Genomic DNA, 24,149 nt, shown 5'->3' with positions numbered 1-24,149 from the left:
GCAATATCATCGCCAAGCAATATGCCGATAACAAGGTGGACTGTTACATCTATGCGGTGGAAAAATCTCTGGACAGTTACAAGTTCAATCTGCTGCAAAACAAGCAGGTGTTCATCAACCAGCTTAAAAGCTGCAATCTGGCCGCCCGTACCATTGACGAAGGGGCGATAGACGAAAACGGCGGAGGCAATTTCAGTGAATATGTGGCTATTCTTTCAGGCAACGACGATTTGTTGGAAAAGGCAAAACTGGACAAGAAACTGGCAGTCCTTGAAAGTGAAAGGCAGGCGTATCACCGTAATAAAGGAAACGCGAAAGGAAAGCTGAATGAAAAGACCGCCGGAATAGAGAAGAACAACATTTTTATCGGACGCTTTACCAGAGATTGGGAATACCTCAATAAAGTGGCTCCGGTAGATACGGAAACCGGGCTTCGTCCCAATCCCCTGAAACTGGACGGTGTGGACTCGGACAATATCGAGATACTCGGCAACCGGCTTGCCGCAATCAATCAGAAGGCCCGAACGGAAGACGATTATATGAAAATCGGAACTCTGTTCGATTTTCGTATCCTTGTCCGTACCGAAAAGACTTGTGACGGAGACACGCAAGCCTTGCATAACAAATTCATGGTCGAGGGACTGGACGGTATCAAATATACCTATCATAACGGTTACATTGCCAAAGACCCGAAACTGGCCGTAATGTATTTCATCAATGCGCTGGAACGTATTCCCGGCATGATTGAGAAACGGGAAAAGGAAAATGCGGAGTTGTCAAAAGATATTCCGGTCTTGCAGGAAATAGTGGTAGCCACATGGCCCAAAGAGGGAGAAATCAAAAAGTTGGGTGAAGAGCTTGCCACATTGAACCGGAAGATACAGCTTACCCTTAAACCGGTAGGACGGCATGGAAATGTAGAAGGTAAAGAAACGGGAGCGGAAGAACAGAGGCTTGTCAGTGGCAGTGACGTGACTCCGGATTTACCACGGCAGGCTAAACATGTACCGTCTATGGAAATCGCAAACCCGGCAAGGGAACTGAAAAAAATATCCTAATGTTTCCTGCGGCACATTGCTGTAACCCCCGGAAGCTACGCAGGCTCCACTTCCGCAGGTTACAGCAAAGAGCCGCTTTTCAGGAAAGGACAAAGGCACGGCCGGCACCCGGATAAATCCGACCTTGCCGACCGTGCCCTTGTCTGTCAGCCGTAAATTACATCATTCCTTTTCCTCAAAGGAAAGGCTTTCCACCTGTTTGTTGATTACTTTCCAGTCAATCGAGTCTTTCAGGTTGATAATATCCACAATCGAATAATGCTTTGTCCCGTTCTCTTCTTCCGCAAAACGCAGTCGTCCGCTCAAACGCCGTTTCTCAATCTCTGCCGGATCAAGATTTATCAGTTCGCAGACTTCATCAGGCAGCATGGAAAGCGCCACGTCATTTTCCTGACAGATATGTTGCAGGACGGCCAGCATGTTCAACGACTTCTTATAACTTCTCACGAGTGCAGCGAATGAACCGCTTTCAATTTTAATCATCTTCTTCATAACATTTATTTTTTAGAGTGTTCTTCTTTTTCCAGCAACATGGCACGCAGCACGTCCGAGCGGCGGTAATATATCTTCCCCTTGTCTCTGTGAAAGGGAAGTGTCCCGTCATTACGTCGTCTTAAAAGTGTCCTGTCCGACATTTTGGTGAGCAGGCGCACACCTTTTGAATCCAGTATCTCGCTGTCCGGCAAATTATGTACGGCAGGAGCCAATAACTTTTCAATGTTAGTAACTTTAGCAAGTATGGCACTAAGCATGTGGATTGTCTGTCCACCCGGTGCAGTTCTTCTGTTATTCATAATGACCTTATTTTTATTGTTTATGGTGCAATATTACGGAGATATTATAAGGCCATTGGTTACTCAACCGTTGAGCAACCGCCAAAAAAAGACAGAAAACGCCAATTTGGGACAAGAAAATAGCCGGGAGGCACTGTCCCCGGCTATTCTATAACAAGTAAGCATCAATAAATTATGCCTTAAATCATTAATATGTTAATAATCAGATTTATACAAAAATAGATGGCAGTATATTTTGCTATATTCTAAATATTGCCTACATTTGTATATGAGTTATTTGAAACTATGCAAAGCAGTGTAACCCGAAGCAAGACTTCCATCACCAAATCGTTACCTGCATCTTTTAAACTCTCTATATTTGTTTTATCTTCAGAGAGTTACAACAAAATACATTGTTTTGTATGATTAAACTTTAGTTTCTGCAGTTTGGAACTAAAGTTTCTTCAGCTTACAAATTATTAGATAATTCAGTTTCTTTCGAAGACGTGTCTTTTTCTATAAGGCATAAAATTGTTCCTACTGTTTGATAATTCTCGTATTGACCTTCAATCCGTTTTTATCTTTGGAGAAAGACGATATATAGTTACACTCCTTTAATAATGATAAAAGGCTTCGGTTCAGTTCTGTGTCGGGTATAATTGGGTGTTTTCCGTTCTCCTTCATCTTGCTGTAGGGTAATGGCAACAATGCCAATAGCTCATCAATCACATCATGGTTATCCTGGTTTTGTCTGATAGTATGATAAATGACTGTTATTGCTTTCTCTAATACGGATGCCTTGACAAGAACCTTTTTCAGCAGGTCATAATCTATTTCTGTTTCATAATCTGTTAATATTTCACAGATAATATTGGCGAGTTTCTGACTGACATCTATGGAAGTTGCTTTCAGTTGTTGGAGCACAACTGATTTTTCTTTGCCGGATAACTTGTAGCTACCAAGCAAACAGAGAGCCAGGTCTTTGTTATAAGCTATTTTATCTTTGTCCTTTAAAAACTCATTTTTATGATGCAACAGAAAATTGCCATAGAGTATATCACTATGACGGCTGAGGTATCGGATATTATCCTCCGTATACTCAATGCTATTCTGATCTATTAAATAGCTGATTCGCTCATCTTCCAAATTTAAAAGTTCCTCATTCAGATCCATTTTACACAGGAAGGCTGAGAATATCTGCTTGTAGGAATTAATACTAATCCGGTTACTACCCATAATATTATTAAATAGCGAATGCTTATGTGGCTCACTTCCTGCAAATCTTCTTGTTCCCAGTATTTCCGCATGTTTATCTAAATATGCCCATAAGACATCGTCTATATTACAGTCGTTTTGTACATAGTAATTGGTTATATTATCCCAGTTAGGTACTAGTAAATCCAGTCCAAATGCTAAACCTTTCATGTCATCTTTCACCTTAGATACATCATTGATAGGATTAATATGGGTCTTGAGATATTTCTGTTTAACCTCCATTTTAACCTCCTTGTTATTTAAAATCTCCAGCATGGATTCTTCATCTTCATCGCATATATTCTGGAAGACATTTTGAATGCATTCTTCCATATTTTCTTGTATCCTTTCAATGACGTCTTTCCGTCCGACTCTTTTGATGCGCGTTAGGGTGATATTGTTTTCATTTGCACCTGCTCTATCGCTGATATGATTCAGTAATAAGCTTATGTTGTGTCTCGTCAAAGTATAGCTGTCACCTTTAATAATAAGTTCCAACAAGGGTTTGGAAGTATTTGTCAATTCCTCATAACAGCATACACTGGCAATAAAGTTGATTTTCTTATCGTCAAAGCAATCGTATCTGTTTGCTAAGTAATCATAATTATCTTTCAACCATGTTTTTTGAAACTCACCTATATGGCTGTTCTCACAAAACTTTAACCATGCTTCGATCAGAATGTCTCTGTACTCACAGTTCAATACCGAAGTCCAGCTATCATTGACGTTCCAATTGATATAGTGATTAAACACATTATAATTTTGTTTTCCCTCTTTGTAATATTGGGCCAGAAAATCCATTTTAGCTACGGGTTGTTCCAATCGTGCCATGAATAGAAGGAACCGTTCTCGTTCGATGTTCGTATGTTTGCCCAAATAATCCAACAGATTAATATTAAGCACGCTATCACTGAGATAAGCATAGGTTGGTAATTGTGCAACAAAACTTTGTATCTTGTCTATCTTGGCATTATATTCGGGACTTTTGTCCAGCTTCATGGCTATAAGCAGAAGACGGTCATTCTGAGAAATCGTGTTCGGATAGAAATAAGAAATGTAGTCATAATAGTCTTCATCAATATAACCACGCCGGATAAAGAGATCCATCATTGGAGCCAATTTGATTTTCTGGAAAGCTTCACATTCATTCATCTTAAACTGCATAAACAGTTGCTTCAAAGAAAAACTGTTGATACGATATTCTTCCTTTTTCAGTTCCTCCTCTTCCCTGGCTAAATCTTTGTCTTTTGTTGTAATAGCGGCTAACCGTTGGGCATAAGATGTTTTTGGATCAATCTTTTTCTCTATTTCGCTAAAGCGGATGTTTGTATGGGATGTATAAATACTATATGAATTAAAATATTTGTATTCTATTCTCTCTTTTTGGATGAGCTCATTAAATAAATCCTCATCCTTCCATATAGCACTCGTTTCATAATAGTTATCATTAATCTTTATAGAAATTAGATTGCCGTTGATATGGGTAACATATCCGTTTACATAAATCATTCGCAATTCACCTGCCTTCAGGTGTCGGTTCCTTTCCTTTGTTTCGCGACGTTTGGCCATCTCCTCCTTCCGTTTGTTCAATATCTGGAGCGCAAACTTGGTGAGTTCCTGTTTGGTTTCATGACATACGCATTGATAAACCTTTCCACGTCTGTTGTGTAGTGCTGAGAAATCATCAGGATAATAGTTCTTATACACAATCATGGCCAGTAGTTTTGAGTGGCTTAATTCCGTACCGTTGACAAAAAGCCGCTTGTGGTATTGGTGATACTCGTTTGCAATATTCTTCAACAAGCGCATATCATCTATGAAAAAGGCTATATCTTCCAAATCATCAGCTTTGATCTCCTCCTTATGCCCTCTCTTTTCCAATTCTTCTTTCAGTTTGTCTTTCGAGTTGGAAGGGTTGATAACCGGAATGACAGTGGTTATATAATCAAAGAACTTTGTCCGGGAGGAATCCTTGAACATATCATCTTTCACTGCATAGATGAATTTTATCTTTCGTCCTACGACAGCCGAATTGTTTAGTAAGAAGTTGAGTTCCCTCAATTTCAGAAAGATATCGGGGGTATCAAAGCGATCTAGGTCCTCAATGACCACTACGTCATAATCAGTTGCCTGGAAGAAATACAGAATCTCGTCTAGATGGCGGTTGAAAATGGAGTTTTCGTCTTTAATCTCAATCTCGCCGTCTTTAAAGTTGAGCTTATTCAGTTTGGTACTGCCATATATCCGGATAACATATTGTGCTATTGTATATAAGACAAATAACAGATATAGCAGAGCCACAATATCCCCTATTAGGTTAAAAACAAATCCTTGACTGAAAACACGATAAAACGAGTCAATTCTCATCCAACTAGGTTCGAAAAGGATTGCAAATGCAAGAATCGTTCCGATAAAACCACATGCTAATTTCGATATATGTTTTGGGGTAATGTGTGTGATCCGTTTGAAGCGTGAATTGGGTAGAGTATCAATCGTTTCTCGGTAAATTAATTGCTGGAGAATGCTGTATTCTATTCTTCGGTTCAGTTTTTCTTTATAGTTTTCACTATCCCGGTCATCGAAGTTATCTTTACCTGTAGATTTTTCACTGGTTTGGTTATCCAGAAGTTCTTGTTGGTCTTCCGTTTCTTCATCCTTTGTTTTTTGATGTTTGTCGTCATCCAATGTTGCTAAGGATATGGGCAGATAGTTCCATTTTTCATCTTTCAAATACATCAGAGTGTGTAATACAGAACTTTTTCCTGACCCATAAGGACCGGTCAGGGCAATATTCAAAACATCCTCAGCCTTGAGTGCTTCCCGTAAATCACGGACAGACTCATAAGCGGAGTCATTCTCCTTCAGCAAGGTCGGAGTTAAGGATTCTTGAAATTGTGATACCTGCTCAATTTGCGCCGAAGGCACTTGAGTGGATTCTTGTGTATTCTCCATAATGTTTTCTCAATAAAAATTATATAATTCTATATAATTCAATACTTCGCCCATTTTGTTTTTATAAGTAAAGGCTGTCCATTTATTCCGTGTTAAAATCAGTTCTTTAATATAGATATTAATTCTTTATGCAAATATAAAGTTTAAAATAGTGACAAACAAATGAATCTGCTGAATATATCATCTGGATAACCACTTATTTAATAAAAGAATATTCTAATTTTCAATCATTTTAGTAACTTCATATAGTGATAATCATTATTGGTTCGTATTTTATTCGTTTGTTCAACTATTTGCGGACATGAAGATTTTGGATGTCTTAAGATTGATTTTGAGCAAACATAATCCTCATTTTTATCGTTATAGCCTATGAATTAAGTAGGTATAATATGAAAAGATTATTATTTGTTTTGACTTTTATGTCTCTCACTTTTCCTGTTATATGGGGACAAACTAAGATACAGAAGTATGCAGGGACGGCCATGCCCTATCCTAATAGGACAGACTCGTCCATTACTTTTCGGGATGGTATGACCCCATTTTATATAAATCATCTGGGAAGACATGGAGCCCGCTTCCCAACTTCAAGAAAAGCCCTAGACAAAGTGGAGAAGGTATTGGTATCAGCCCAACAAGAGAATGGACTGACCTCAGAAGGCATGGCTTTACTCTCTATGATACGACGTTTATCCAGATTATTTGACGGTCAATGGGGAAAATTGTCAAAGTTGGGCGAGACGGAACAAGAAGGAATTGCCGGACGTATGATAAGGAACTATCCTCAACTATTCAGCAATTCTGCCAAGATTGAAGCAATAGCAACCTATGTTCCCCGCAGCATAAATAGTATGGACGCTTTTCTTTCTTGCATGATAAGGCATAATCCAGCTTTACAGGTACAGCGAAGTGAAGGAAAACAATATAATCATATCCTTCGTTTTTTTGATCTGAATAAATCTTATGTCAATTATAAAGAGAAAGGTGACTGGCTTCCTATATACAAAGCTTTTGTACACAAGAAGATATCTCCAGTTCCTATAATGAAGAAGTTTCTTCTTAATCCGGAACAATATCTGGATAAAGAGGCAGAGGAATTTGTCATGGCTTTATTTTCTGTTGCGGCTATTCTTCCTGATACAAGCATCCCATTAAATTTGGAAGACCTTTTTACACTTGATGAATGGCATCGTTATTGGCAAACCCAGAATTTGCGACAATATATGAGTAAGAGCTCTGCACCTGTCGGTAAGATGTTACCGGTTGCAATCGCTTGGCCTTTGCTTTCTGAATTCATTCGTTCTGCTCAAGAGGTGATAAGTGGGAAATCCGATTATCAGGCTAACTTTCGTTTTGCTCATGCAGAAACAGTTATACCTTTTGTGTCGTTGATGGGCATAGAAAAAACTGATGTACAGGTTTGCCGGCCCGATTCCGTTTCAGTCTATTGGAAGGATTATGAAATATCTCCAATGGCCGCTAATGTACAGTGGCTTTTCTATCGTGACAGAGACCAAAGAATTTGGGTTAAGATTCTGTTAAATGAGGAAGCAGCAGCGCTTCCTATATCAACCGCTTGTTTCCCATATTACTCTTGGGAAAAAACTCGTATATTCTTTAATCAGCGAATCGAAATGGCTAAAAAAACACTTTCAGTTTTCAATGAATAGAATAAGCCATTTTTTAGTTTTGATTATATTTGAAAAAAACATTTTTTCTATTTACCAATGAATGACAGATACATAGATAGTGGTGGTTACAGTTAAATAAGGTTGCCTAGGTGAGGTATAAATTGATGTAAGAATGAGGTTAAAGCTAAAAATAAGTATTATACTTACCCTAATATGTACCATAAGCCAATTTTATAACGCCTATCTTTAAATACAATAATCGAATCACATAAAATTCTCTTAAGGTTTCAACGGTAAGCGGTGAGGCAGACGGATGTGTTATCTTATGTTTGTGTAGTAAGTCAATCTGTTCCCATCACTTCTTCCCAAACTGAAAATGTAGTAAATGACCATTTTAATATAACTTGTGGATGAAATAGTGTATTCTTCTAAAACACAAGGACAATAATAATTTCATGATTGTAGAATATCTTCCAACTTGTAAAAGTAATAACAGTACATTGTTGAGTTGTCATAGGGGTGAGTGTTTCACTTTTGTATATCACTCTGATGACAATTTGGAATACCTGAGCTATCACTCCGAACAGCACCACCAACTCCATTTCTGACATCCATACATTACCCTTCGGGATATTCACTCTGCCGTTTTCTCTGATTGTTATAATTGTTCGTTCCATGAGTAATATAGCCACTGAGATTTCAGTAGATGACTGGTTAAGTCTGTTGCCAAACGTTGTCAAATCCAGGTCTATTTTTCAGATGGTTATCATAACATACTTCTATGCAGTGATAATTTCGTATGCCGCAATACTCGGCTTATACTCTCAACGAGAATACACCTACTGGGAGTAAGGGTCGCAAATCCATGACGTGCGCAATAAGACATTACTGCCCATGCGTGACCGGGCAATGTCCTTAAGTTTCGATAGAAAATTATGGATGCGGTGTTACAGGTACAGACAGATCTTGTCACGAAAGAGCACCTGTAGCTTACCATGACGAGAGCAACCTCATCCGTCAGCTTCGCCCTGCGCAATGACGCTGAAAACAAAGAGAGGATTTTCCGTACCTTGAAACAGGCAAACAGAAAATGAAAGGTTACCACCGAACTGCTCGGAATCGAACGTACAACACTGTATAGCAAACTGGAAGAAGTATGGATTGAAGTATAAATTCCAGCAATAATAGTCGGTAATTCACTAAGAATTGATATTACGCTTAAACCGGATTTATTTGGTGATGGCAAAAAGACCTCCACGTAAAAAACACAGGACGGGGTGATGTGCTTCTGATTTTTATTCGTAATTTTGTACTAAAGAGAGTGATATTGACAGCAATGCACAACAAAGCCCAGAAACGATTGCCAATCTGTTACTCTATTTAACCCTTCTTTCAAACTTCCTAAGACAAAGAAGATTAAAAAAATCTTCCAGAAATACAACGAAAAGGTTTAGTATTGAAGAAGGTAAAAACAACAAACAAATCGTTATTATTTTACAATTTATGGTTACAATATATTTGGATAAACAAGTTTTCAGTCATCTATTTAATGCAAAAGAAGAAAAGTATTCTCTTTTGCGTGAAAAGATATTATCTCACAAAGATGAGTTTATTTTCTTCTACTCAAATGCTCATTTATTTGATTTGCAAGATGATAAAACGGATATTAAATATACTGAAATGGAATATATGCAATCGATAGTAAGTGGATATCATTTAATATACGAAAACCATAAACAGGAAGTTATAAAGCAATCCCCACGCAATGCTTTCGAAACTATAGGCAAAATAGAGGATTTCTCTTGGCTTGAAAATTTTGATTTTTCACAAATAACAGAAGAACAGCGGAATGTTATCAATAACATTGTTGATATTAGCATTAAGGATTTAAAAGGTGAATTAGATTTTGATTGGCTAAAAAAAAGAGCCCCAATTTCAGTCGATGAACTCCAAATGGACATATCAACTTTTACATCATTAATGAAATTCGTCTCCCACTATTTTTATGAGAATAAGGAGTCATACAAAATTATGAGAGACAATACTATTGCTAGATATAATCCGACATCAATTAAAGCGGAAGGTGAAAATGTTTTTAACGAGCAGTTAGCCTCATCTCCATTAGGATTATCCTTTCTAGATATTATTCAAGCCTCTTTAACTCAAACAGGATTATCATACACTGATTTTGCAACGGTATATTATATGTCATATATACTTCTTGATCTATTTGGAGTTAATAAAGAAACCCGGAAGAAGGTTAAGTTTAGAAATATGCAAGTCGACTGTTACCACAGTTTCTTCGGCTCATACTGCGATTGCATGGTTAGTGATGACGAAGGTATGCGCCTCAAGAGCAAAACATTATACAAACTTTTCAATTTCAACACTAAAGTATATTCAATAGATGAGTTTATAGAAAAATTTGATGAAGCAATAAATAACAATAAAAAATCTGCGCGTGAATATTTTGATGAAGTTCTTAGCGATTATATTACAAGGCAAGTAACTAGAGTCGAAACAAAATCTGGGCAATTTTTAACTTATCTGAGTACTTCTTATAAATACTTCGGATATTTTAACTGCATGATAGAAAGAAAATCAAAAGATGAGACGGTTATTATACTCCATAAGAACAACGACTTGAAGCAACCTATTCTGGCGAAAGAATTAGAGATTATAACTAATAGGATTGTTAGAGTGTTTAATGATATGGGAGCTACCTTTACTTTATTCGATGAAGCAGTAGAAATCCCTCTATTAAAAGCTGACAATTGGAATAGATTTCTAACGTTAAATGATGCTGATGTGTGTTTAACTAAATTCAAAGATACACCTATGTTGTGTTTATGGATTAAGTTAAAGCAGCCAATATTACAAAATAAAAATTGAAGAAATTAAAGATTCCTGCAACAAGCCACTGACGAGGATATAGTGGTTTCCGATTTGTGTCTGCTCGCTAGTATGTATCAACTTGTTGCGTTGAATACGCAAGGAGAGCAAAAGTTTATTTTTCATCAGATTAGGATATATGACATCCCAAAATAGCGAGCCATCAGCTACGGATCCTATCAAAATAGTTTTTTATGCATTATTCTACAGTAAAAGCCAGTATTTACTTTTTTCACTGCTAGAAAGAACAAGAACTATAGAATAAGAAAACACAAACATCATATACTAAAAAATATCATACATCCTCTCGAAAAAACAACAATCTTTGATTATAATTTTTTCCAGTGCTCGCATCTTACAGACCTATAGAACTCACTAAAAGAGTTTTCCAACAAAACACATATTAACAGCGATGTAGTCATATAACTCAAAGAGCGAAGGCTATTGTATTTCCTCCATTCTAAAGAGAGGTTGTGCCAGAGTTTTGACACATTTACATTTGCAGTATTAAATATCACAACAAAATATAAGTGTATATTTGAAAAGTAGAGTTGCAGTGAACTAACTTTGACACTAGTCTTAAATGACTATAGGCTGAATCAGACTGCAACTCTCTTAATAGGAGAACCTAGCCAGTTAGAATTGTAGGCTCACGACCTAATAAATGTATTAGCTGTTTCTCCTTCATGTTTAATACTGTAAATACAAAGTTATGAATTATTCTCATTTTGTAGGTCTTGATGTAGGAAAAAAAACTTTCGATGCATCATTAATGTCCGCAGACGAAAAAGAGTTGTCTCACAAGTCTTTTGATAACACTCCAACTGGGATCCAATCTTTATTGGATTGGATAGCTGGTTATCATCTCTCTTTATCCAAACTCTTGTTCTGTGCTGAAAACATGGGAAGTTATGTCACAGAGTTATCTGTTTCCAGTGTCTCCATGGGATTTTCCCTGGCTTTGGTTTGCCCGTTGACCATCAAGAAGTCCATAGGCTTGCAACGAGGCAAAAATGACCGCATTGACGCCAAAAGAATAGCGAACTATGCGGTATTACACTATCGAAAACTGGAGTTATACAAATTGCCTGACAAAGACTTGGTGAGACTGCGGGGATGGATTATTATACGTGACAATTTGGTCAAGCAAAAAGTATCAAGCATAAAGTTATTGGAAACATTCTCCTGGATGGCTAAGTTGGCTGATGTGACAGAATCCATTTCTTTTTTGGAAGAGCAGCTCAAGTCGATAAAAGAAAGAATCCTGGAGGTGGAAGAGGATATGGAGCAACTAATAGCCGCCAGTACATCGCTTTACACAAACTACTTGCTATTAAGAAGTATAAAAGGAATAGGAATTATCAATGCCATTGTATTACTGTGTGTTACTGACAATTTTCAAAGATTTGACAACCCGAGGAAATTTGCCTGCTATTGTGGGGTCGCCCCATTTGAACATACTTCAGGTATTTCCATACGGGGAAAAACGCAGACTTCTTCATTGGCTAACAAAGAAGTAAAAGTATACCTTACCCGGGCAGCTATTACTGCCATCTCTTGGGATCCGCAGATGAAAGCATACTATAAAAGGAAAATAGCAGAGGGGAAACATAAAGCATCTGTAATCAATGCTGTAAGAGCCAAAATCATAGCAAGGTCTTTTGCTGTGATACGAAGGCAGACTCCATTTGTAACATTAGCCGTATAATAAAAAGGTCCTTAACTTCGAAAATATCTTAGGTTTAGGAAGTAGCTATACACTTCTGAAGAGTAGGTATGTCTATATACAAACTTACCCAAGGATACGTTAATGTTCGTAAACTTGGGTAAGATTTTATAGATATTGTTTGGAGAGGACTTAGAATTCAACCTCCTACCAGATAATTCTAAATAGAGATATGAAAATCCATCTTTATCTGTGACATCTCACGTATCACTGTACGATCCAGCACACGTGCATAATGACGGGTCATCTGGACATTGGTATGCCCTAACATCTTAGCAACGCTCTCTATCGAGACACCATTGGCCAGAGCAAATGTGGCAAAAGTATGACGCCCAACATGGGTGGTCAATGTTTTTTTAATACCACAAATATCAGCCAGTTCCTTGAGGTATGCATTCATTTTTTGATTACAAAGCACCGGAAAAAGCACACCATGTTTCTTACAATATTCATTGGTGGAATACTTTTCCAAAATCTTCAATGGTATTTCCATTAATGGAATATTACACATGATTTTGGTCTTCTGTCTCCCCTTTCGTATCCACCTGACACCGTTCGAGTCCTCCACGATATGTTCCTTTCTCAAACCATGAATATCCGAGAAAGCCAAACCGGTGAAACAACAGAACACAAAAATATCCCGTACCTGACTTAACCGTGGAATATCAATTTCCTTCGATATCAGCTTCTGGATTTCTGAATCTTCCAAAAAGTCCGGTTCCACCTTATCCAATGAGAATCTAATTTCTAAAAACGGATCGTTCTTCATCCATCCCTTAGCCAAAGCAATACGGATAATCTTCTTAAAATTCTTCAAATATTTGGTGGCTGTGTTATGACAACACTTTTTCTCTGTCTTAAGCCAAAACTCGTAATCCTCAATAAACTGGCGGGAAACTTCATCCAAAAGAACATCTTTCTTATGATATGTCTCCCAGACAAAATCCCGGGTATGCTTCAAGGATGTCTCATAACGCTGCACGGTTGCAGGCGCCATGTCCGTACCGGACAATTGGACACATTTATCATTATGCTCACGGAAAACCTCAAACAGAGTACGTTGTACGGGGGCATCCTTACCCAGGAAACGATCCAGAACACTGTTGGCAGAAACGGATACCTCCTCTATTTCCAGTTCACGTTGAATCTTCATTATCCTCAAACGGATAGAGTCAAGATACAGATTCAGTTCCTTGTACTCACGCTTCTTTTCCAGGGCCTTTCCTTTTGCCGCACTCCAGAACTCCGGAAGAATTGTTTTCTTCACTGAAGCATCAACCCGGACTCCATTCACTGTAATTCTCATCATTATCGGAGCCTCACCGTTCCGATTCAATTTCGTCCTACGAATGTAGAACAATAGACAAAATGTTGTTCTTTCCATCTTACTTGTTTTTTAATCACAAAACTAAATTTCCAAGAGCAACAAGTCAAGATGCAAAGCACTGATAAACAATGAATTATTTACTTAATAGGTGTACCTGGCATTGAAGGCAATCAGGTACACCGAATAGTACACCGAAAGAATGCTTTGATATGCTTATTTTTGCTATGTACCAAAAACAAAAAATCCCCGTAAAGTATTAATTTACAGGGATTTTCTTTGTTTTTCAATTCTTTCCAGCGGAGAGACAGGGATTCGAACCCCGGGTACCTCGCGGTACAACGGTTTTCAAGACCGCCGCAATCGACCACTCTGCCACCTCTCCAAAACTTCCTTATCAGAAGTGCTTTTCGTTAAAAGCGGTGCAAAGGTACGAAGATATTTTAAACTTGCAAGAGTTTTCACTAAAAATTTAATCTAATCTTTTCCTAAGGATAGCAATTAATAGGTATTTTATGTTGAAAAGCATAAAATAGAGCATATTTATGCTGATTATATGAAAAATGATTGTAACTTTGTGCGCTCTAAAGAATAGGATAACTACAACCTCTAATTTTATCATTTTATGGAATTAAACAAGATCTTTAAAGACGGTCTTTGGAGCAGCGAAATCAACGTCAGAGATTTCGTAAGTCATAACATCACTCCGTATTACGGAGATGCTTCATTCCTCGAAGGACCTACAGAACGTACCAAAGCCGTATGGAACCGCTGCCTCGAAGCGTTGGCAGAAGAAAGAGAAAACAACGGTGTCCGCTCATTAGATAATGTTACCGTATCAACCATCACTTCCCACAAGGCCGGATATATCGACAAGGAAAACGAACTGATCGTCGGCCTGCAGACAGACGAACTTCTGAAACGTGCCATCAAGCCTTTCGGAGGTATCAACGTAGTCAGCAAAGCCTGTCACGAAAACGGCGTGGAAGTGGACGACCGCGTAAAAGATATTTTCACTCACTACCGCAAGACGCACAACGACGGAGTATTCGACGTATATACGGAAGAAATCCGTTCCTTCCGTTCGCTGGGATTCCTTACCGGACTTCCCGACAACTATGCACGCGGACGCATCATCGGTGACTACCGCCGTATGGCTCTTTACGGCATCGACCGTCTGATCGAAGCAAAGAAGGAAGATTTGCACAACCTCACCGGTCCGATGACAGATGCCCGTATCCGTCTGCGCGAAGAAGTGGCAGAACAGATCAAGGCACTGAAAGACATGAAAGTGATGGGCGAATACTACGGTCTCGACCTGAGCCGTCCCGCTTACACGGCACAAGAAGCCGTACAGTGGGTATATATGGCTTACCTTGCCGCCGTCAAAGAACAAGACGGTGCCGCCATGTCACTGGGTAACGTTTCTTCTTTCCTCGATATCTATCTGGAATATGAACTGAGCAAAGGAACCATCACCGAATCGTTCGCGCAAGAGCTGATCGACCAGTTTGTCATCAAACTGCGTATGGTCCGCCACCTGCGTATGCAATCATACAACGACATCTTTGCAGGCGACCCGACCTGGGTAACCGAATCTCTGGGCGGACGTCTCAACGACGGACGTACCAAAGTGACAAAGACCTCCTTCCGTTTCCTGCAGACATTGTACAACCTCGGCCCTTCACCGGAACCGAACCTGACCGTACTCTGGAGCCCGGAACTTCCCGAAGGATTCAAAGAATTCTGTGCAAAGGTTTCTATCGACACTTCTTCTATCCAGTACGAAAACGACGACCTGATGCGTGAAGTACGTCAGTCCGACGACTACGGAATCGCCTGCTGCGTATCATACCAGGAAATAGGCAAGCAGATTCAGTTCTTCGGTGCCCGTTGCAACCTGGCCAAAGCCCTGTTGCTTGCCATCAACGGCGGACGTTGCGAGAATACCGGTACAGTCATGGTGAAGAACATCCCCGTACTGACCAGTGACACGCTGAAGTTCGAAGAAGTAATGGACAACTACAAGAAAGTACTGATCGAAATCGCCCGCGTATACAACGAAGCGATGAACATCATCCACTATATGCACGACAAGTATTATTACGAGAAAGCCCAGATGGCTCTTGTAGATACGAACCCGCGCATAAACCTTGCTTACGGTGTAGCCGGACTTTCCATCGCACTCGATTCACTGTCTGCCATCAAATATGCGAAAGTAACTGCCCGCCGCAACGATATCGGTCTGACAGAAGGCTTCGACATCGAAGGAGAATTCCCTTGCTTCGGTAACGACAACGACAAGGTAGACCACCTTGGCGTAGACCTGGTATACTTCTTCAGCGAAGAATTGAAGAAATTGCCTGTTTACAAGAATGCCCGTCCTACCCTCTCCTTGCTGACTATCACTTCCAATGTGATGTACGGCAAAAAGACCGGTGCTACTCCCGACGGACGTGCCAAAGGTGTTGCCTTCGCTCCGGGTGCCAACCCGATGCACGGACGCGACAAGAATGGTGCGATCGCTTCTCTGAGCTCTGTAGCGAAACTTCGTTACCGTGACTCACAGGACGGTATCAGCAACACCTTCTCTATCGTTCCGAAATCACTGGGTGCTACGGACGAAGACCGTATCGAGAACCTCGTAACGATGATGGACGGTTACTTCACCAAAGGTGCCCACCACCTGAACGTAAACGTACTGAACCGTGATATGCTATACGATGCCATGGAGCATCCGGAGAACTATCCGCAGCTGACCATCCGCGTTTCCGGTTATGCCGTAAACTTCGTGAAGTTGAGCCGCGAACACCAACTGGAAGTTATCAGCCGTAGCTTCCACGAACGTATGTAATCTATTACTCTATATGATGATAAACGTACATTCATACGAAAGTATGGGAACATTCGACGGGCCGGGCTTACGGCTCGTCGTTTTTCTTCAAGGATGCAACTTCCGCTGCCTCTATTGCGCCAATCCGGATACGATAGCAGGAAAGGGAGGCACGCCTACCCCACCGGAAGAAATCGTCCGCATGGCAATGAGCCAGCGCCCCTTCTTCGGGAAACGAGGAGGAATCACTTTCTCTGGAGGCGAACCGACGTTTCAGGCGAAAGCACTCGTCCCGCTGGTCCGCGAACTGAAAGAAAGAGGCATCCATGTCTGTCTGGACAGCAACGGAGGACTTTGGAACGAAGACGTAGAAGAATTATTCAAGCTGACCGATCTTGTGTTATTGGATATAAAGGAATTCAATCCCAACCGCCATCAGACGCTCACCGGAAGAAGCAACGAGCAAACCATCCGCACGGCCGCCTGGCTGGAAGAACAGGGAAAACCTTTCTGGCTGCGTTATGTGCTAGTGCCCGGATACAGCGATTTTGAAGAAGACATACGCGCACTGGGAGAAGCACTCGGAAAATACAAGATGATCCAACGGGTGGAAATACTGCCTTACCATACACTGGGCGTACATAAGTACGAAGCGATGGGACAGGAATACAAGATGAAAGGGGTAAAAGAAAATACCCCCGAACAGCTTGAAAAAGCTGCGGAGGTATTCAAAGAGTATTTCACTACGGTAGTAGTTAATTAATGGAGAATTCTCCAATGACCTCAAAGCAAGGGCATTCTTTAATCCGTTCCCAAGGATCTACGATCCCATTATAGTTGGTGTCGGGACTTAAATCCCGATGCCCTACTACTTTAGCTTCCGGATAACGCTGCAACAATTCGTGTACCAAGCGATGTAGCGCCTCCTTCTGACGGGGTGTACGCGTATCCGCCGCTTTTCCATTCTCATCCAGACCGCCCTCATAGCATACACCTAAGCTGATCGCATTGTAGCCACGTGCATGAGCTCCGACCGTATCTTCATCCCGCATCGGCTCAATCTCGCCCGACTTGCGTATATAATAATGATACCCCCAGCACGAAAAGCCACGATAACGGTGAGCCGTATCCACATCCTTTGCCGTAAAGTCGCAATCGACACGGGTGGCGGAACAATGGATCACAATCAGACTAATCTTTCTCATGTTCCTTTTCCCTTTCCGTCGTTTTCACTTTGCACACCTCCTTACAAGTAGTATGATAGCGCACTTCTCTCACCACCTTGTCCCGCTTTCTCTTTCCGAAGAAAGGAATCAGATACATGATCACATCTAAAATCCGGTTTACTATTTCTTTCATCTTATCAAAATATTAATGGAAGTTATTCTAATTCGTTATTACCTTGACCCGTCTGCCAATTATACCGTAGGGTCCGGAGCCTCTTCATCACCGGAGCCATCACCACCGGAATCCGGATTCTTGTCAGGGTCTTCTCCCCCGCCATCGCCTGCACCCGCCTGCGCCACCGCACGAGTCAGCACTTGCTGGTAACTCAGAATCTTCATCAATTCCGCCAGCGTTTTACCGGGGCGGAAAATAAGATGCGCCCCCTTAATCATCGAACCGGAAAATTCCTTGACCGATGCCGCACCTTCACTGTTCAGTCCTATCTGCAAACTGCCCAAATCACCCAGTCTCGCAATTCTTCCTGCCTTCAACGCACGCTTCACTTCGTAAAGAATACCCGAAATAGCCGCACGTACATCCGTTTCCGTACAAGTAGAACGACTGGTGATCGCTTCGCACAACTCTTCAAAGTCCAGCTCACCCGACGCCTGCGCCTGTGCATAATACTTTGCCGGTTCACTCTTTTTTGCAGGATTCTTGCGCGGCACCACTGAATAAGATACTGTCATTGCCATAATAAAATAATTTTAAAGTTTATAATACGTAGGATGCATCCCTTTCTTGTTAACAGCACAAAGATAAGGATAGCCGGACAAGCCATATTCCCCAACGAAGTTTCTTGATTCCCAACGAATAAAAATGAAGTCAAACCTTTGAAAAACAAGGAATTTTATGTAACTTTATAGCATAAAACAAGAAGAAAACATCATGAATTACAAAGAAGATTCTTTCCTTATCCGCACCTATACCAAAGCGGAACTGGCTCACCTTTACAATCCCCATGTCTGCCTCAAAGTTGCTTTACAAATACTTCGTCGTTGGATTATTTACAACCTCCCTCTCCTGCACGAACTCGAACAGGAAGGCTACCGCGCACGCAACCGTCTCCTTTCGCCGAAACAAGTGGCAACTATCATACACTTTTTGGGCGAACCGTAGTAACTTATTGCCATTTTATACAAAGTTCCTTTACACATTTCCGCAAAGAAGTTCCTTTGCATCGACAAACAATAATCAAAATAAAAATGAAACATTTCACCATATTTCAAGGTTTCTACTACGCAATAGCAGAGATGACCGAAGAAGAAATAGTGTCCACTATCGGCAGTTTTACCTACCGGGAAAAAGTCGAAGAAATACGCCGCATCTTTGCAGAGCAAGGAGAAAAGGCTGCCAATGAGAAGAAAAAAGAATTGCCGGCAATCGCCTTCTCCGCCAGCTACCGAGGAAGGCGTACCAAAGTGAACCTCGTCAAATATCTGGGACACATCGTGATAGACATCGACCACCTCAGCAAAGAAGAATTGGCACGCATCCTCCCTATCATCAAGAGATGCGATTACACCCGCATCGCCTTTATCAGTCCCAAAGGGATGGGCGTGAAAATCATAGTGCGCGCATGCCATCCGGATGAGACATTGCCCGAAACCCTTCAGGAAATAGAAGACTTCCATCATGCAGCTTACACCAGACTCGTTTCTTTTTACACCGAACTCTGTCGGATAGAAATCGACACCTCCGGTCAGGATGTGGCACGCACTTGTCTGTTCTCTTACGATCCGGAGATCTATTTCAATCCGAACGCTGACGCTTTTCTTGTAGATCAACCTCAGGCATCCTACAAGATTTCAAATCGTAAAAATCTCTCCGGCAGTAAACAACAGACTCCTCCGGACGGCACCCCGACGAATGAAGACACAGCACTCAACGCCCATTCCGCCAACGCTTCTTTGGTGTTGACTTTAACTTACTATCACAACAAGTCCGAAAAATACATAGCAGGCAACCGGAACAATTATCTGCACCATCTCTCATGTACCTTCAATCGCTACGGCATTCCGCAGGAGGAAACATCCGCCTTTATCAAAAGCCAGTTTACAGACTTTCCGGCGGACGAGACAGTCTCTTTGATCAATAGCGCCTACGCTCATACCGACGAATTTAATACCTGTAAACTGAATGGCACGCAGAAACGAATATTACGGATAGAACAATATATCAGCGAGCACTACGAAACACGCTACAATGAAGTGCTGCATATCATGGAATATCGCAGAAGGCGTCCCGACACCGAGAAACCGGAGCCTTTCCGCATCTTGGATGAGATGATGGAAAACAGTATCTGGATAGAAATCAACGAGCTGGGATATCCCTGCACTGTCAAAACAATCGAAAATCTGATTTACTCCGATTTCAGCCAGTCGTATCATCCCATTCGCGAGTATTTTGAATTACTGCCCGAATGGGACGGAACCGACTATATCCGTATCCTGGCGGATAGTGTCCAGACGAGTCATCAGGAGTTTTGGGCGGAATGCCTGGAACGTTATCTGGTGGCGATGTGCGCAGCGGCTACTCAGGAGAATATTGTCAATCACACGGTACTTCTGCTATGCAGCGAGATACAGAACATAGGAAAGACTACCTTTATCAATAATCTCCTGCCTCCCGAACTGCGTGCTTATCTCTCTACCGGACTAATCAATTCGAACAATAAAGATGATTTAGCCAAAATAACGCAGGCCATGCTGATCAATCTCGACGAGTTTGAAGGGATGAGCGGTCGGGAACTGAATGCATTCAAAGATTTGGTAACGCGCAAAGTGATCAGTTTCCGTCTGCCATATGCACGCCGTTCGCAAAACTTCCCTCATACGGCCTCTTTTGCAGGAACCTGCAATTATCAGGAAGTGCTTCACGACACGACAGGCAACCGGCGTTTCCTTTGTTTTCATCCTTATTCCATCCAATTTATTACCATCAATTATGCGCAGCTCTATGCTCAGATCAAATATCTGCTGAATAAGCCGGGGTACCAATACTGGTTCACGCAAGCGGACAATGAACGGCTTGAAGAGAATAACGAGGCTTTCATCTTTCATTCACCGGAAGAAGAAATGGTTCTTACGCATATCCGCAAGCCGGAACGTTTTGAGAAGGTTTATTATCTGACTGTCAGTGAGATTGCGGAACTAATACGTGAGCGTACCGGTTATCAGTATTCCATCGGATCAAAAATACAGTTGGGGAAGGTGATGACTAAGCACCATTTTGAATCTAAAAAAGGAAATAACGGGCGCCGATATGCCGTATTTATTATAGATATCGAGCAGGTAAAATCAAACAGGCTGTATGAATAGAAGCGGGAAAGCCTTGTGAATATAGCAAAATGCAGAGTCATCTTGACAGATACTCTGCATTTATTGTTTTTACAAAATCATTGAAAATTCGATTTTACAGCCTAACGCATTCATTATACGATAGAAAGTAGATACTTTAGGCTCTGTCTGACCACTTTCTACTCTTGAAATATAAGAACGGTCAGAGCCGATACGCCGGGCTAATTCAGCCTGAGTGATTTTAGCCTTTTTTCTTGCGTCCTCGATAATCTGTCCTGTATAAAAGGCGTAGGCCTTTTCTTCTGCCTCTGCACGAGAAGCTGTTCCTTCCTTACCAAAACGCTCATCTATTAATGCACTGACATTAAAGAATTCCTCATTTGTTTTTGCTTCCATAATACTCCTTTCTTAATATCTTTGCTTTATCAATTTCTTTCTTTGGTGTTTTTTCGGTTTTCTTTTGAAAACCGTTAAACAGAATCACAATACGCCCTTCGTCGAAACAAAAGAATATTCTATATATATTGCTTTGGTACTCGATACGAAGTTCATAAAGTCCTTCTTCTATCAACCGCATAAATTTCAAAGGTATTCTGTCTTGTGTCTGCAATAACATTAGCACATACAATATCTTATCTTGGGTGCCAGCATCTAAATTTTCAAAGAATTCTTTGAAGTATCCTTTATATGCTATTATTTCTCTTTTCATAACGCAAATATAAGAAATGTTGTTCAACTATACAACACATTTCCTCGTTTTATATTATTTTTCATCATCTTCACCCACAAAAGTGAGAGGAGTGAGAGAGGAATTGAAACTTTTTCTATTTTATTTCTTTATTTCTACTTTCTATATTTCTCTAAAAAAAATACGAATGTTAGAAATCCTCTCTCACTCCTCTCACTTTTTACCTTTTCTTTCTCCAAAAAGACGGCGGGAAATCGGAAAAACACAACCGTCTTTTTTCGATTTCTCACCGCATTTTCAAATCAACCCACCAATTGAAGCAGACTTCAGGAAATATTTGTTATCTTTGATGTGCAAAAGATCAAAAGAATCAGATATGGGCAACTTGATGCGTAAACTTCCTATTGGAATACAAACCTTTGAAGATATACGAAGGAAGAATATCTTATTGTAAAGATCGGAGTGGAATTTAGTTCAGAAAGCCGGAACTTAAACCGTTGGTTAATAGAGACTATTGAGTAATAGAAACCCAAGTGGCGGCAATCTGCAACAAGTTTCCATCCAGATTTCCGCCACTTTTTTAATTCAACCGTTCAGCGATGGAAACAGATTATTTAAAATCTCCCTCCGAATAATCTGAAAACTCCCCGGCACGTTCTTTCTTCTCATACGAGACCAACGTTTCGATACTAAGCGCTTTCCCGTTCTTAGGGCTTATGACATCTATCACACTTGACAAGGACCGGAACGTCTGTTCGCAATTCGCGTCTCCATTATACGTCAACCTCCCCCGGTCAATAGCACCTAGAATGACAGAAATGTACCGTTTCGGATCTCCCCGATATTCGATAACAGTGGGCGTCATTTGTTCTTCTTCCCGAATCAGTTGGACGACAATTCTTTTTTTTGGTCAATCAGCTCCAACAGTTTTTCACTATGCACACTGATTTGTGCATCTACTTCACGAAGTTCATTCTTCAATGAACAAAACAATTCATCACTCAATGAATTTTCCATAAAAACGATTTTTATTAATTATAAAAAAGCCATTCCGGAAAGCACAGCTATTGCCTGCTTCCCGAAATGGTGACTAATACCTTCAAAAACAATGACTCTATTTTTACTTTAATGTACTCAATTTATTTCACTTCTTTTCTCTCCTGCATTCCAAACCAACAAAGCAAACACTACTGAAAGCAAGGCTGCACCAATCCAAAACCAATTGATATATGTAAAATCGTAAACTTCTACTCCATTTTGCACCGTCTTCTGACCTTCGATCAGAATGCCACTCATCACATCCTGCAAACCGGCTCCTATATAACTCGCTATACCGACAACTCCCAAAGCGGCTCCCGAAGCATTGCAGGGAGCAATATCGACCGCCATCAGTCCTCCTAAAAAACAAATCAGCACTCCAATGCCCAAACCGAAGAGCACCATCGCCAAAGCATCCACCCAAAAATGTACCCCCGGAACCAATAGAAACAAACAAAGAGCAGACACATTCATTAATCCGAATATCAAAGCCGGAACATTACGACTGCCAGCAAAAAACTTATCTGAAATAATACCTGAGAAAACCGTACCTACAATTCCGCATACAGAACTGATAGATATAATAAAACTAGCATCCAAAGTAGAATAACCTTTTTGCGCTTCCAGATAGAAAACACCCCAGCTATTGACTGCATAACGGCTGATATACATAAAAGCACTGGATAATGCAAGAATCCAAATAGCAGGATTCTTCAAAACTGCTTTCTGAGCTTTATTGAATTCCTCGGTTTGTTTACCGGAAACGGAATGAGCATCTGACGTCCCCCGCCGATCTAGCAAAAAGCCCTGACTTTGAGGCGTATCACGCATAAAAGCAAGCATCATCAGAAAACCAAGCAAACCAATCACTCCCGCACCGATCATCCCATAACGCCATCCCATCCAACTGACCAGCAAAGCGATGGATATAAAAGTCAGAGCTTCACCCAAATTGTGGCTGGCCGACCAAAAGCCATAAAAAGTACCTCGCTCTTTACTACTATACCAACGAGTCAGCGACACAACTCCTGATGCTGCCCCCATCGACTGAAACCAACCATTCAACCCCCAAAGGAGAACAAAAGCAAAGAAGGAATTCGTGAATCCCAGACATAAGTTGATCAGAGCAGAACACAATAATCCGGTAGACATAAAACGCTTTACATTGCTACGGTCAGCAAGAAAGCCATTGGTCAGCTTACCGACGGCATATACGAAAAAAAGGCAGGAACCGATAATCCCCAGTTGGGTTTCGGTAAAAACTCCGTCTTCTACAATCGGTTTACGGATTACATTCATACTCAAACGACAAACATAATAAATGCCATATCCGGTAGTGGCAGACAGAAAGGTAGCCCAACGAATACGCTTGAAACGGACAGAGCGTTCCGAATCAGTCTCTCCCCCGGACACCGGAGGAGAGATTTTATAAAAATCCAATAGTTTAAATCCCATAA

22 protein-coding genes, 1 tRNA gene and 1 pseudogene are annotated in these 24,149 nt (G+C 40.7%); 10 read left to right on the top strand and 14 right to left on the bottom strand.

Going from position 1 to position 24,149, the window contains the following annotated elements:
• The first annotated feature begins 35 nt into the window (after positions 1-35).
• The gene (locus BT_RS23925) at positions 36-1,058 is read left to right on the top strand and encodes a hypothetical protein (RefSeq protein WP_011109405.1); all 1,023 of its coding nucleotides are present in this window, start codon (positions 36-38) and stop codon (positions 1,056-1,058) included.
• Between the two features lie 162 nt (positions 1,059-1,220).
• Here BT_RS23925 and BT_RS23920 read toward each other — a convergent pair whose 3' ends face one another.
• From BT_RS23920 to BT_RS23910, 3 genes are all read right to left on the bottom strand, one after another.
• A complete protein-coding gene (locus BT_RS23920) occupies positions 1,221-1,550 on the bottom strand; it encodes a hypothetical protein (RefSeq protein ID WP_011109404.1) in 330 nt (109 codons plus the stop codon).
• A gap of 5 nt (positions 1,551-1,555) precedes the next feature.
• Positions 1,556-1,852 (bottom strand): DNA-binding protein, encoded by a 297-nt coding sequence (locus BT_RS23915; RefSeq protein ID WP_011965446.1) that lies wholly within the window; start codon positions 1,850-1,852, stop codon positions 1,556-1,558.
• A 516-nt stretch (positions 1,853-2,368) separates the two neighbouring features.
• A complete protein-coding gene (locus BT_RS23910; protein ID WP_009040026.1) occupies positions 2,369-6,037 on the bottom strand; it encodes a hypothetical protein in 3,669 nt (1,222 codons plus the stop codon).
• Between the two features lie 389 nt (positions 6,038-6,426).
• Between BT_RS23910 and BT_RS23905 the strand changes: the two genes are divergently transcribed.
• Positions 6,427-7,704 carry a histidine-type phosphatase gene (locus BT_RS23905; protein WP_009040027.1) on the top strand — a complete coding sequence of 426 codons (1,278 nt, stop codon included), beginning with the start codon at positions 6,427-6,429 and terminating at the stop codon, positions 7,702-7,704.
• Between the two features lie 389 nt (positions 7,705-8,093).
• On the opposite strand, the gene BT_RS23900 is transcribed toward BT_RS23905, so the two are convergent.
• The gene (locus tag BT_RS23900; protein ID WP_009040028.1) at positions 8,094-8,342 is read right to left on the bottom strand and encodes a hypothetical protein; all 249 of its coding nucleotides are present in this window, start codon (positions 8,340-8,342) and stop codon (positions 8,094-8,096) included.
• 225 nt (positions 8,343-8,567) lie between these two features.
• Here BT_RS23900 and BT_RS24790 point away from each other — a divergent pair.
• The 3 genes and pseudogenes from BT_RS24790 to BT_RS23885 all read left to right on the top strand — a co-directional run.
• Positions 8,568-8,850: pseudogene (locus BT_RS24790) on the top strand (sigma-54-dependent Fis family transcriptional regulator); the annotation flags it as partial.
• Between the two features lie 318 nt (positions 8,851-9,168).
• Positions 9,169-10,557, top strand: coding sequence for a hypothetical protein (locus BT_RS23890; protein ID WP_009040029.1), 1,389 nt, complete (start codon positions 9,169-9,171; stop codon positions 10,555-10,557).
• Between the two features lie 712 nt (positions 10,558-11,269).
• Positions 11,270-12,265 (top strand): IS110 family transposase, encoded by a 996-nt coding sequence (locus BT_RS23885; RefSeq protein WP_005941495.1) that lies wholly within the window; start codon positions 11,270-11,272, stop codon positions 12,263-12,265.
• 178 nt (positions 12,266-12,443) lie between these two features.
• Here BT_RS23885 and BT_RS23880 read toward each other — a convergent pair whose 3' ends face one another.
• A complete protein-coding gene (locus BT_RS23880; protein ID WP_011109402.1) occupies positions 12,444-13,667 on the bottom strand; it encodes a site-specific integrase in 1,224 nt (407 codons plus the stop codon).
• A 240-nt stretch (positions 13,668-13,907) separates the two neighbouring features.
• A tRNA-Ser gene (locus tag BT_RS23875) sits at positions 13,908-13,992 on the bottom strand.
• Between the two features lie 240 nt (positions 13,993-14,232).
• On the opposite strand from BT_RS23875, the gene pflB reads away from it, so the two are divergent.
• Both pflB and pflA read left to right on the top strand, forming a co-directional pair.
• On the top strand, positions 14,233-16,461 hold the full coding sequence (gene pflB, locus BT_RS23870; RefSeq protein WP_008766750.1) for a formate C-acetyltransferase: 2,229 nt from the start codon (positions 14,233-14,235) through the stop codon (positions 16,459-16,461).
• A gap of 16 nt (positions 16,462-16,477) precedes the next feature.
• Positions 16,478-17,203 carry a pyruvate formate-lyase-activating protein gene (gene pflA, locus BT_RS23865; protein WP_162303181.1) on the top strand — a complete coding sequence of 242 codons (726 nt, stop codon included), beginning with the start codon at positions 16,478-16,480 and terminating at the stop codon, positions 17,201-17,203.
• On the opposite strand, the gene BT_RS23860 is transcribed toward pflA, so the two are convergent.
• Genes BT_RS23860 through BT_RS23855 form a run of 3 tightly spaced genes read right to left on the bottom strand, consistent with a single transcriptional unit; the run spans position 17,196 to position 18,362 of the window.
• Positions 17,196-17,645, bottom strand: coding sequence for an N-acetylmuramoyl-L-alanine amidase (locus BT_RS23860; RefSeq protein WP_008766752.1), 450 nt, complete (start codon positions 17,643-17,645; stop codon positions 17,196-17,198). The two genes, pflA and BT_RS23860, sit on opposite strands and share 8 nt — an antisense overlap.
• Positions 17,632-17,799, bottom strand: a complete 168-nt coding sequence (locus BT_RS24415) for a hypothetical protein (protein ID WP_008766753.1) — start codon at positions 17,797-17,799, stop codon at positions 17,632-17,634. Before BT_RS24415 ends, BT_RS23860 begins: the two co-directional genes overlap by 14 nt.
• Positions 17,800-17,858: 59 nt before the next feature.
• Positions 17,859-18,362: an HU family DNA-binding protein gene (locus BT_RS23855; protein ID WP_008766754.1), complete on the bottom strand. Its 504-nt coding sequence runs from the start codon at positions 18,360-18,362 to the stop codon at positions 17,859-17,861.
• Between the two features lie 193 nt (positions 18,363-18,555).
• Between BT_RS23855 and BT_RS23850 the strand changes: the two genes are divergently transcribed.
• Positions 18,556-18,786 carry a DUF4248 domain-containing protein gene (locus BT_RS23850; RefSeq protein ID WP_008760437.1) on the top strand — a complete coding sequence of 77 codons (231 nt, stop codon included), beginning with the start codon at positions 18,556-18,558 and terminating at the stop codon, positions 18,784-18,786.
• A gap of 86 nt (positions 18,787-18,872) precedes the next feature.
• Entirely contained in the window at positions 18,873-20,987 is a 2,115-nt protein-coding gene (locus BT_RS23845) for a BT4734/BF3469 family protein (protein ID WP_008766755.1), read from the top strand.
• 69 nt (positions 20,988-21,056) lie between these two features.
• On the opposite strand, the gene BT_RS23840 is transcribed toward BT_RS23845, so the two are convergent.
• Entirely contained in the window at positions 21,057-21,362 is a 306-nt protein-coding gene (locus tag BT_RS23840; protein ID WP_008760436.1) for a helix-turn-helix domain-containing protein, read from the bottom strand.
• Positions 21,343-21,675 (bottom strand): type II toxin-antitoxin system RelE/ParE family toxin, encoded by a 333-nt coding sequence (locus BT_RS23835; protein ID WP_008766756.1) that lies wholly within the window; start codon positions 21,673-21,675, stop codon positions 21,343-21,345. The genes BT_RS23840 and BT_RS23835 overlap by 20 nt, the downstream gene beginning before the upstream one ends.
• Positions 21,676-21,841: 166 nt before the next feature.
• On the opposite strand from BT_RS23835, the gene BT_RS24785 reads away from it, so the two are divergent.
• Positions 21,842-22,108: a hypothetical protein gene (locus BT_RS24785; RefSeq protein WP_165938008.1), complete on the top strand. Its 267-nt coding sequence runs from the start codon at positions 21,842-21,844 to the stop codon at positions 22,106-22,108.
• 156 nt (positions 22,109-22,264) lie between these two features.
• Here the strand turns inward: BT_RS24785 and BT_RS23825 are convergent, their stop codons facing one another.
• The 3 genes from BT_RS23825 to BT_RS23820 form a co-directional block, all read right to left on the bottom strand.
• Complete coding sequence (locus BT_RS23825) at positions 22,265-22,519, bottom strand: hypothetical protein (RefSeq protein ID WP_008766758.1); 255 nt, start codon at positions 22,517-22,519, stop codon at positions 22,265-22,267.
• A gap of 17 nt (positions 22,520-22,536) precedes the next feature.
• Positions 22,537-22,671: a hypothetical protein gene (locus BT_RS24860; protein ID WP_008766759.1), complete on the bottom strand. Its 135-nt coding sequence runs from the start codon at positions 22,669-22,671 to the stop codon at positions 22,537-22,539.
• 117 nt (positions 22,672-22,788) lie between these two features.
• The gene (locus BT_RS23820; protein ID WP_008766760.1) at positions 22,789-24,147 is read right to left on the bottom strand and encodes an MFS transporter; all 1,359 of its coding nucleotides are present in this window, start codon (positions 24,145-24,147) and stop codon (positions 22,789-22,791) included.
• Between the last annotated feature and the right edge of the window lie 2 nt (positions 24,148-24,149).

This window comes from Bacteroides thetaiotaomicron VPI-5482 (assembly GCF_000011065.1).
Lineage (GTDB): Bacteria > Bacteroidota > Bacteroidia > Bacteroidales > Bacteroidaceae > Bacteroides > Bacteroides thetaiotaomicron.
This window is presented reverse-complemented; position numbering and strand designations above follow the sequence as displayed.

Coding starts and splice junctions, on each gene's coding strand:
- BT_RS23920 (WP_011109404.1), bottom strand. CDS start 1,550: ATGAAGAAGATGATTAAAATTGAAAGCGGTTCATTCGCTGCACTCGTG.
- BT_RS23915 (WP_011965446.1), bottom strand. CDS start 1,852: ATGAATAACAGAAGAACTGCACCGGGTGGACAGACAATCCACATGCTT.
- BT_RS23910 (WP_009040026.1), bottom strand. CDS start 6,037: ATGGAGAATACACAAGAATCCACTCAAGTGCCTTCGGCGCAAATTGAG.
- BT_RS23905 (WP_009040027.1), top strand. CDS start 6,427: ATGAAAAGATTATTATTTGTTTTGACTTTTATGTCTCTCACTTTTCCT.
- BT_RS23900 (WP_009040028.1), bottom strand. CDS start 8,342: ATGGAACGAACAATTATAACAATCAGAGAAAACGGCAGAGTGAATATC.
- BT_RS23890 (WP_009040029.1), top strand. CDS start 9,169: ATGGTTACAATATATTTGGATAAACAAGTTTTCAGTCATCTATTTAAT.
- BT_RS23885 (WP_005941495.1), top strand. CDS start 11,270: ATGAATTATTCTCATTTTGTAGGTCTTGATGTAGGAAAAAAAACTTTC.
- BT_RS23880 (WP_011109402.1), bottom strand. CDS start 13,667: ATGGAAAGAACAACATTTTGTCTATTGTTCTACATTCGTAGGACGAAA.
- pflB (WP_008766750.1), top strand. CDS start 14,233: ATGGAATTAAACAAGATCTTTAAAGACGGTCTTTGGAGCAGCGAAATC.
- pflA (WP_162303181.1), top strand. CDS start 16,478: ATGATAAACGTACATTCATACGAAAGTATGGGAACATTCGACGGGCCG.
- BT_RS23860 (WP_008766752.1), bottom strand. CDS start 17,645: ATGAGAAAGATTAGTCTGATTGTGATCCATTGTTCCGCCACCCGTGTC.
- BT_RS24415 (WP_008766753.1), bottom strand. CDS start 17,799: ATGAAAGAAATAGTAAACCGGATTTTAGATGTGATCATGTATCTGATT.
- BT_RS23855 (WP_008766754.1), bottom strand. CDS start 18,362: ATGGCAATGACAGTATCTTATTCAGTGGTGCCGCGCAAGAATCCTGCA.
- BT_RS23850 (WP_008760437.1), top strand. CDS start 18,556: ATGAATTACAAAGAAGATTCTTTCCTTATCCGCACCTATACCAAAGCG.
- BT_RS23845 (WP_008766755.1), top strand. CDS start 18,873: ATGAAACATTTCACCATATTTCAAGGTTTCTACTACGCAATAGCAGAG.
- BT_RS23840 (WP_008760436.1), bottom strand. CDS start 21,362: ATGGAAGCAAAAACAAATGAGGAATTCTTTAATGTCAGTGCATTAATA.
- BT_RS23835 (WP_008766756.1), bottom strand. CDS start 21,675: ATGAAAAGAGAAATAATAGCATATAAAGGATACTTCAAAGAATTCTTT.
- BT_RS24785 (WP_165938008.1), top strand. CDS start 21,842: ATGTTAGAAATCCTCTCTCACTCCTCTCACTTTTTACCTTTTCTTTCT.
- BT_RS23825 (WP_008766758.1), bottom strand. CDS start 22,519: ATGACGCCCACTGTTATCGAATATCGGGGAGATCCGAAACGGTACATT.
- BT_RS24860 (WP_008766759.1), bottom strand. CDS start 22,671: ATGGAAAATTCATTGAGTGATGAATTGTTTTGTTCATTGAAGAATGAA.
- BT_RS23820 (WP_008766760.1), bottom strand. CDS start 24,147: ATGGGATTTAAACTATTGGATTTTTATAAAATCTCTCCTCCGGTGTCC.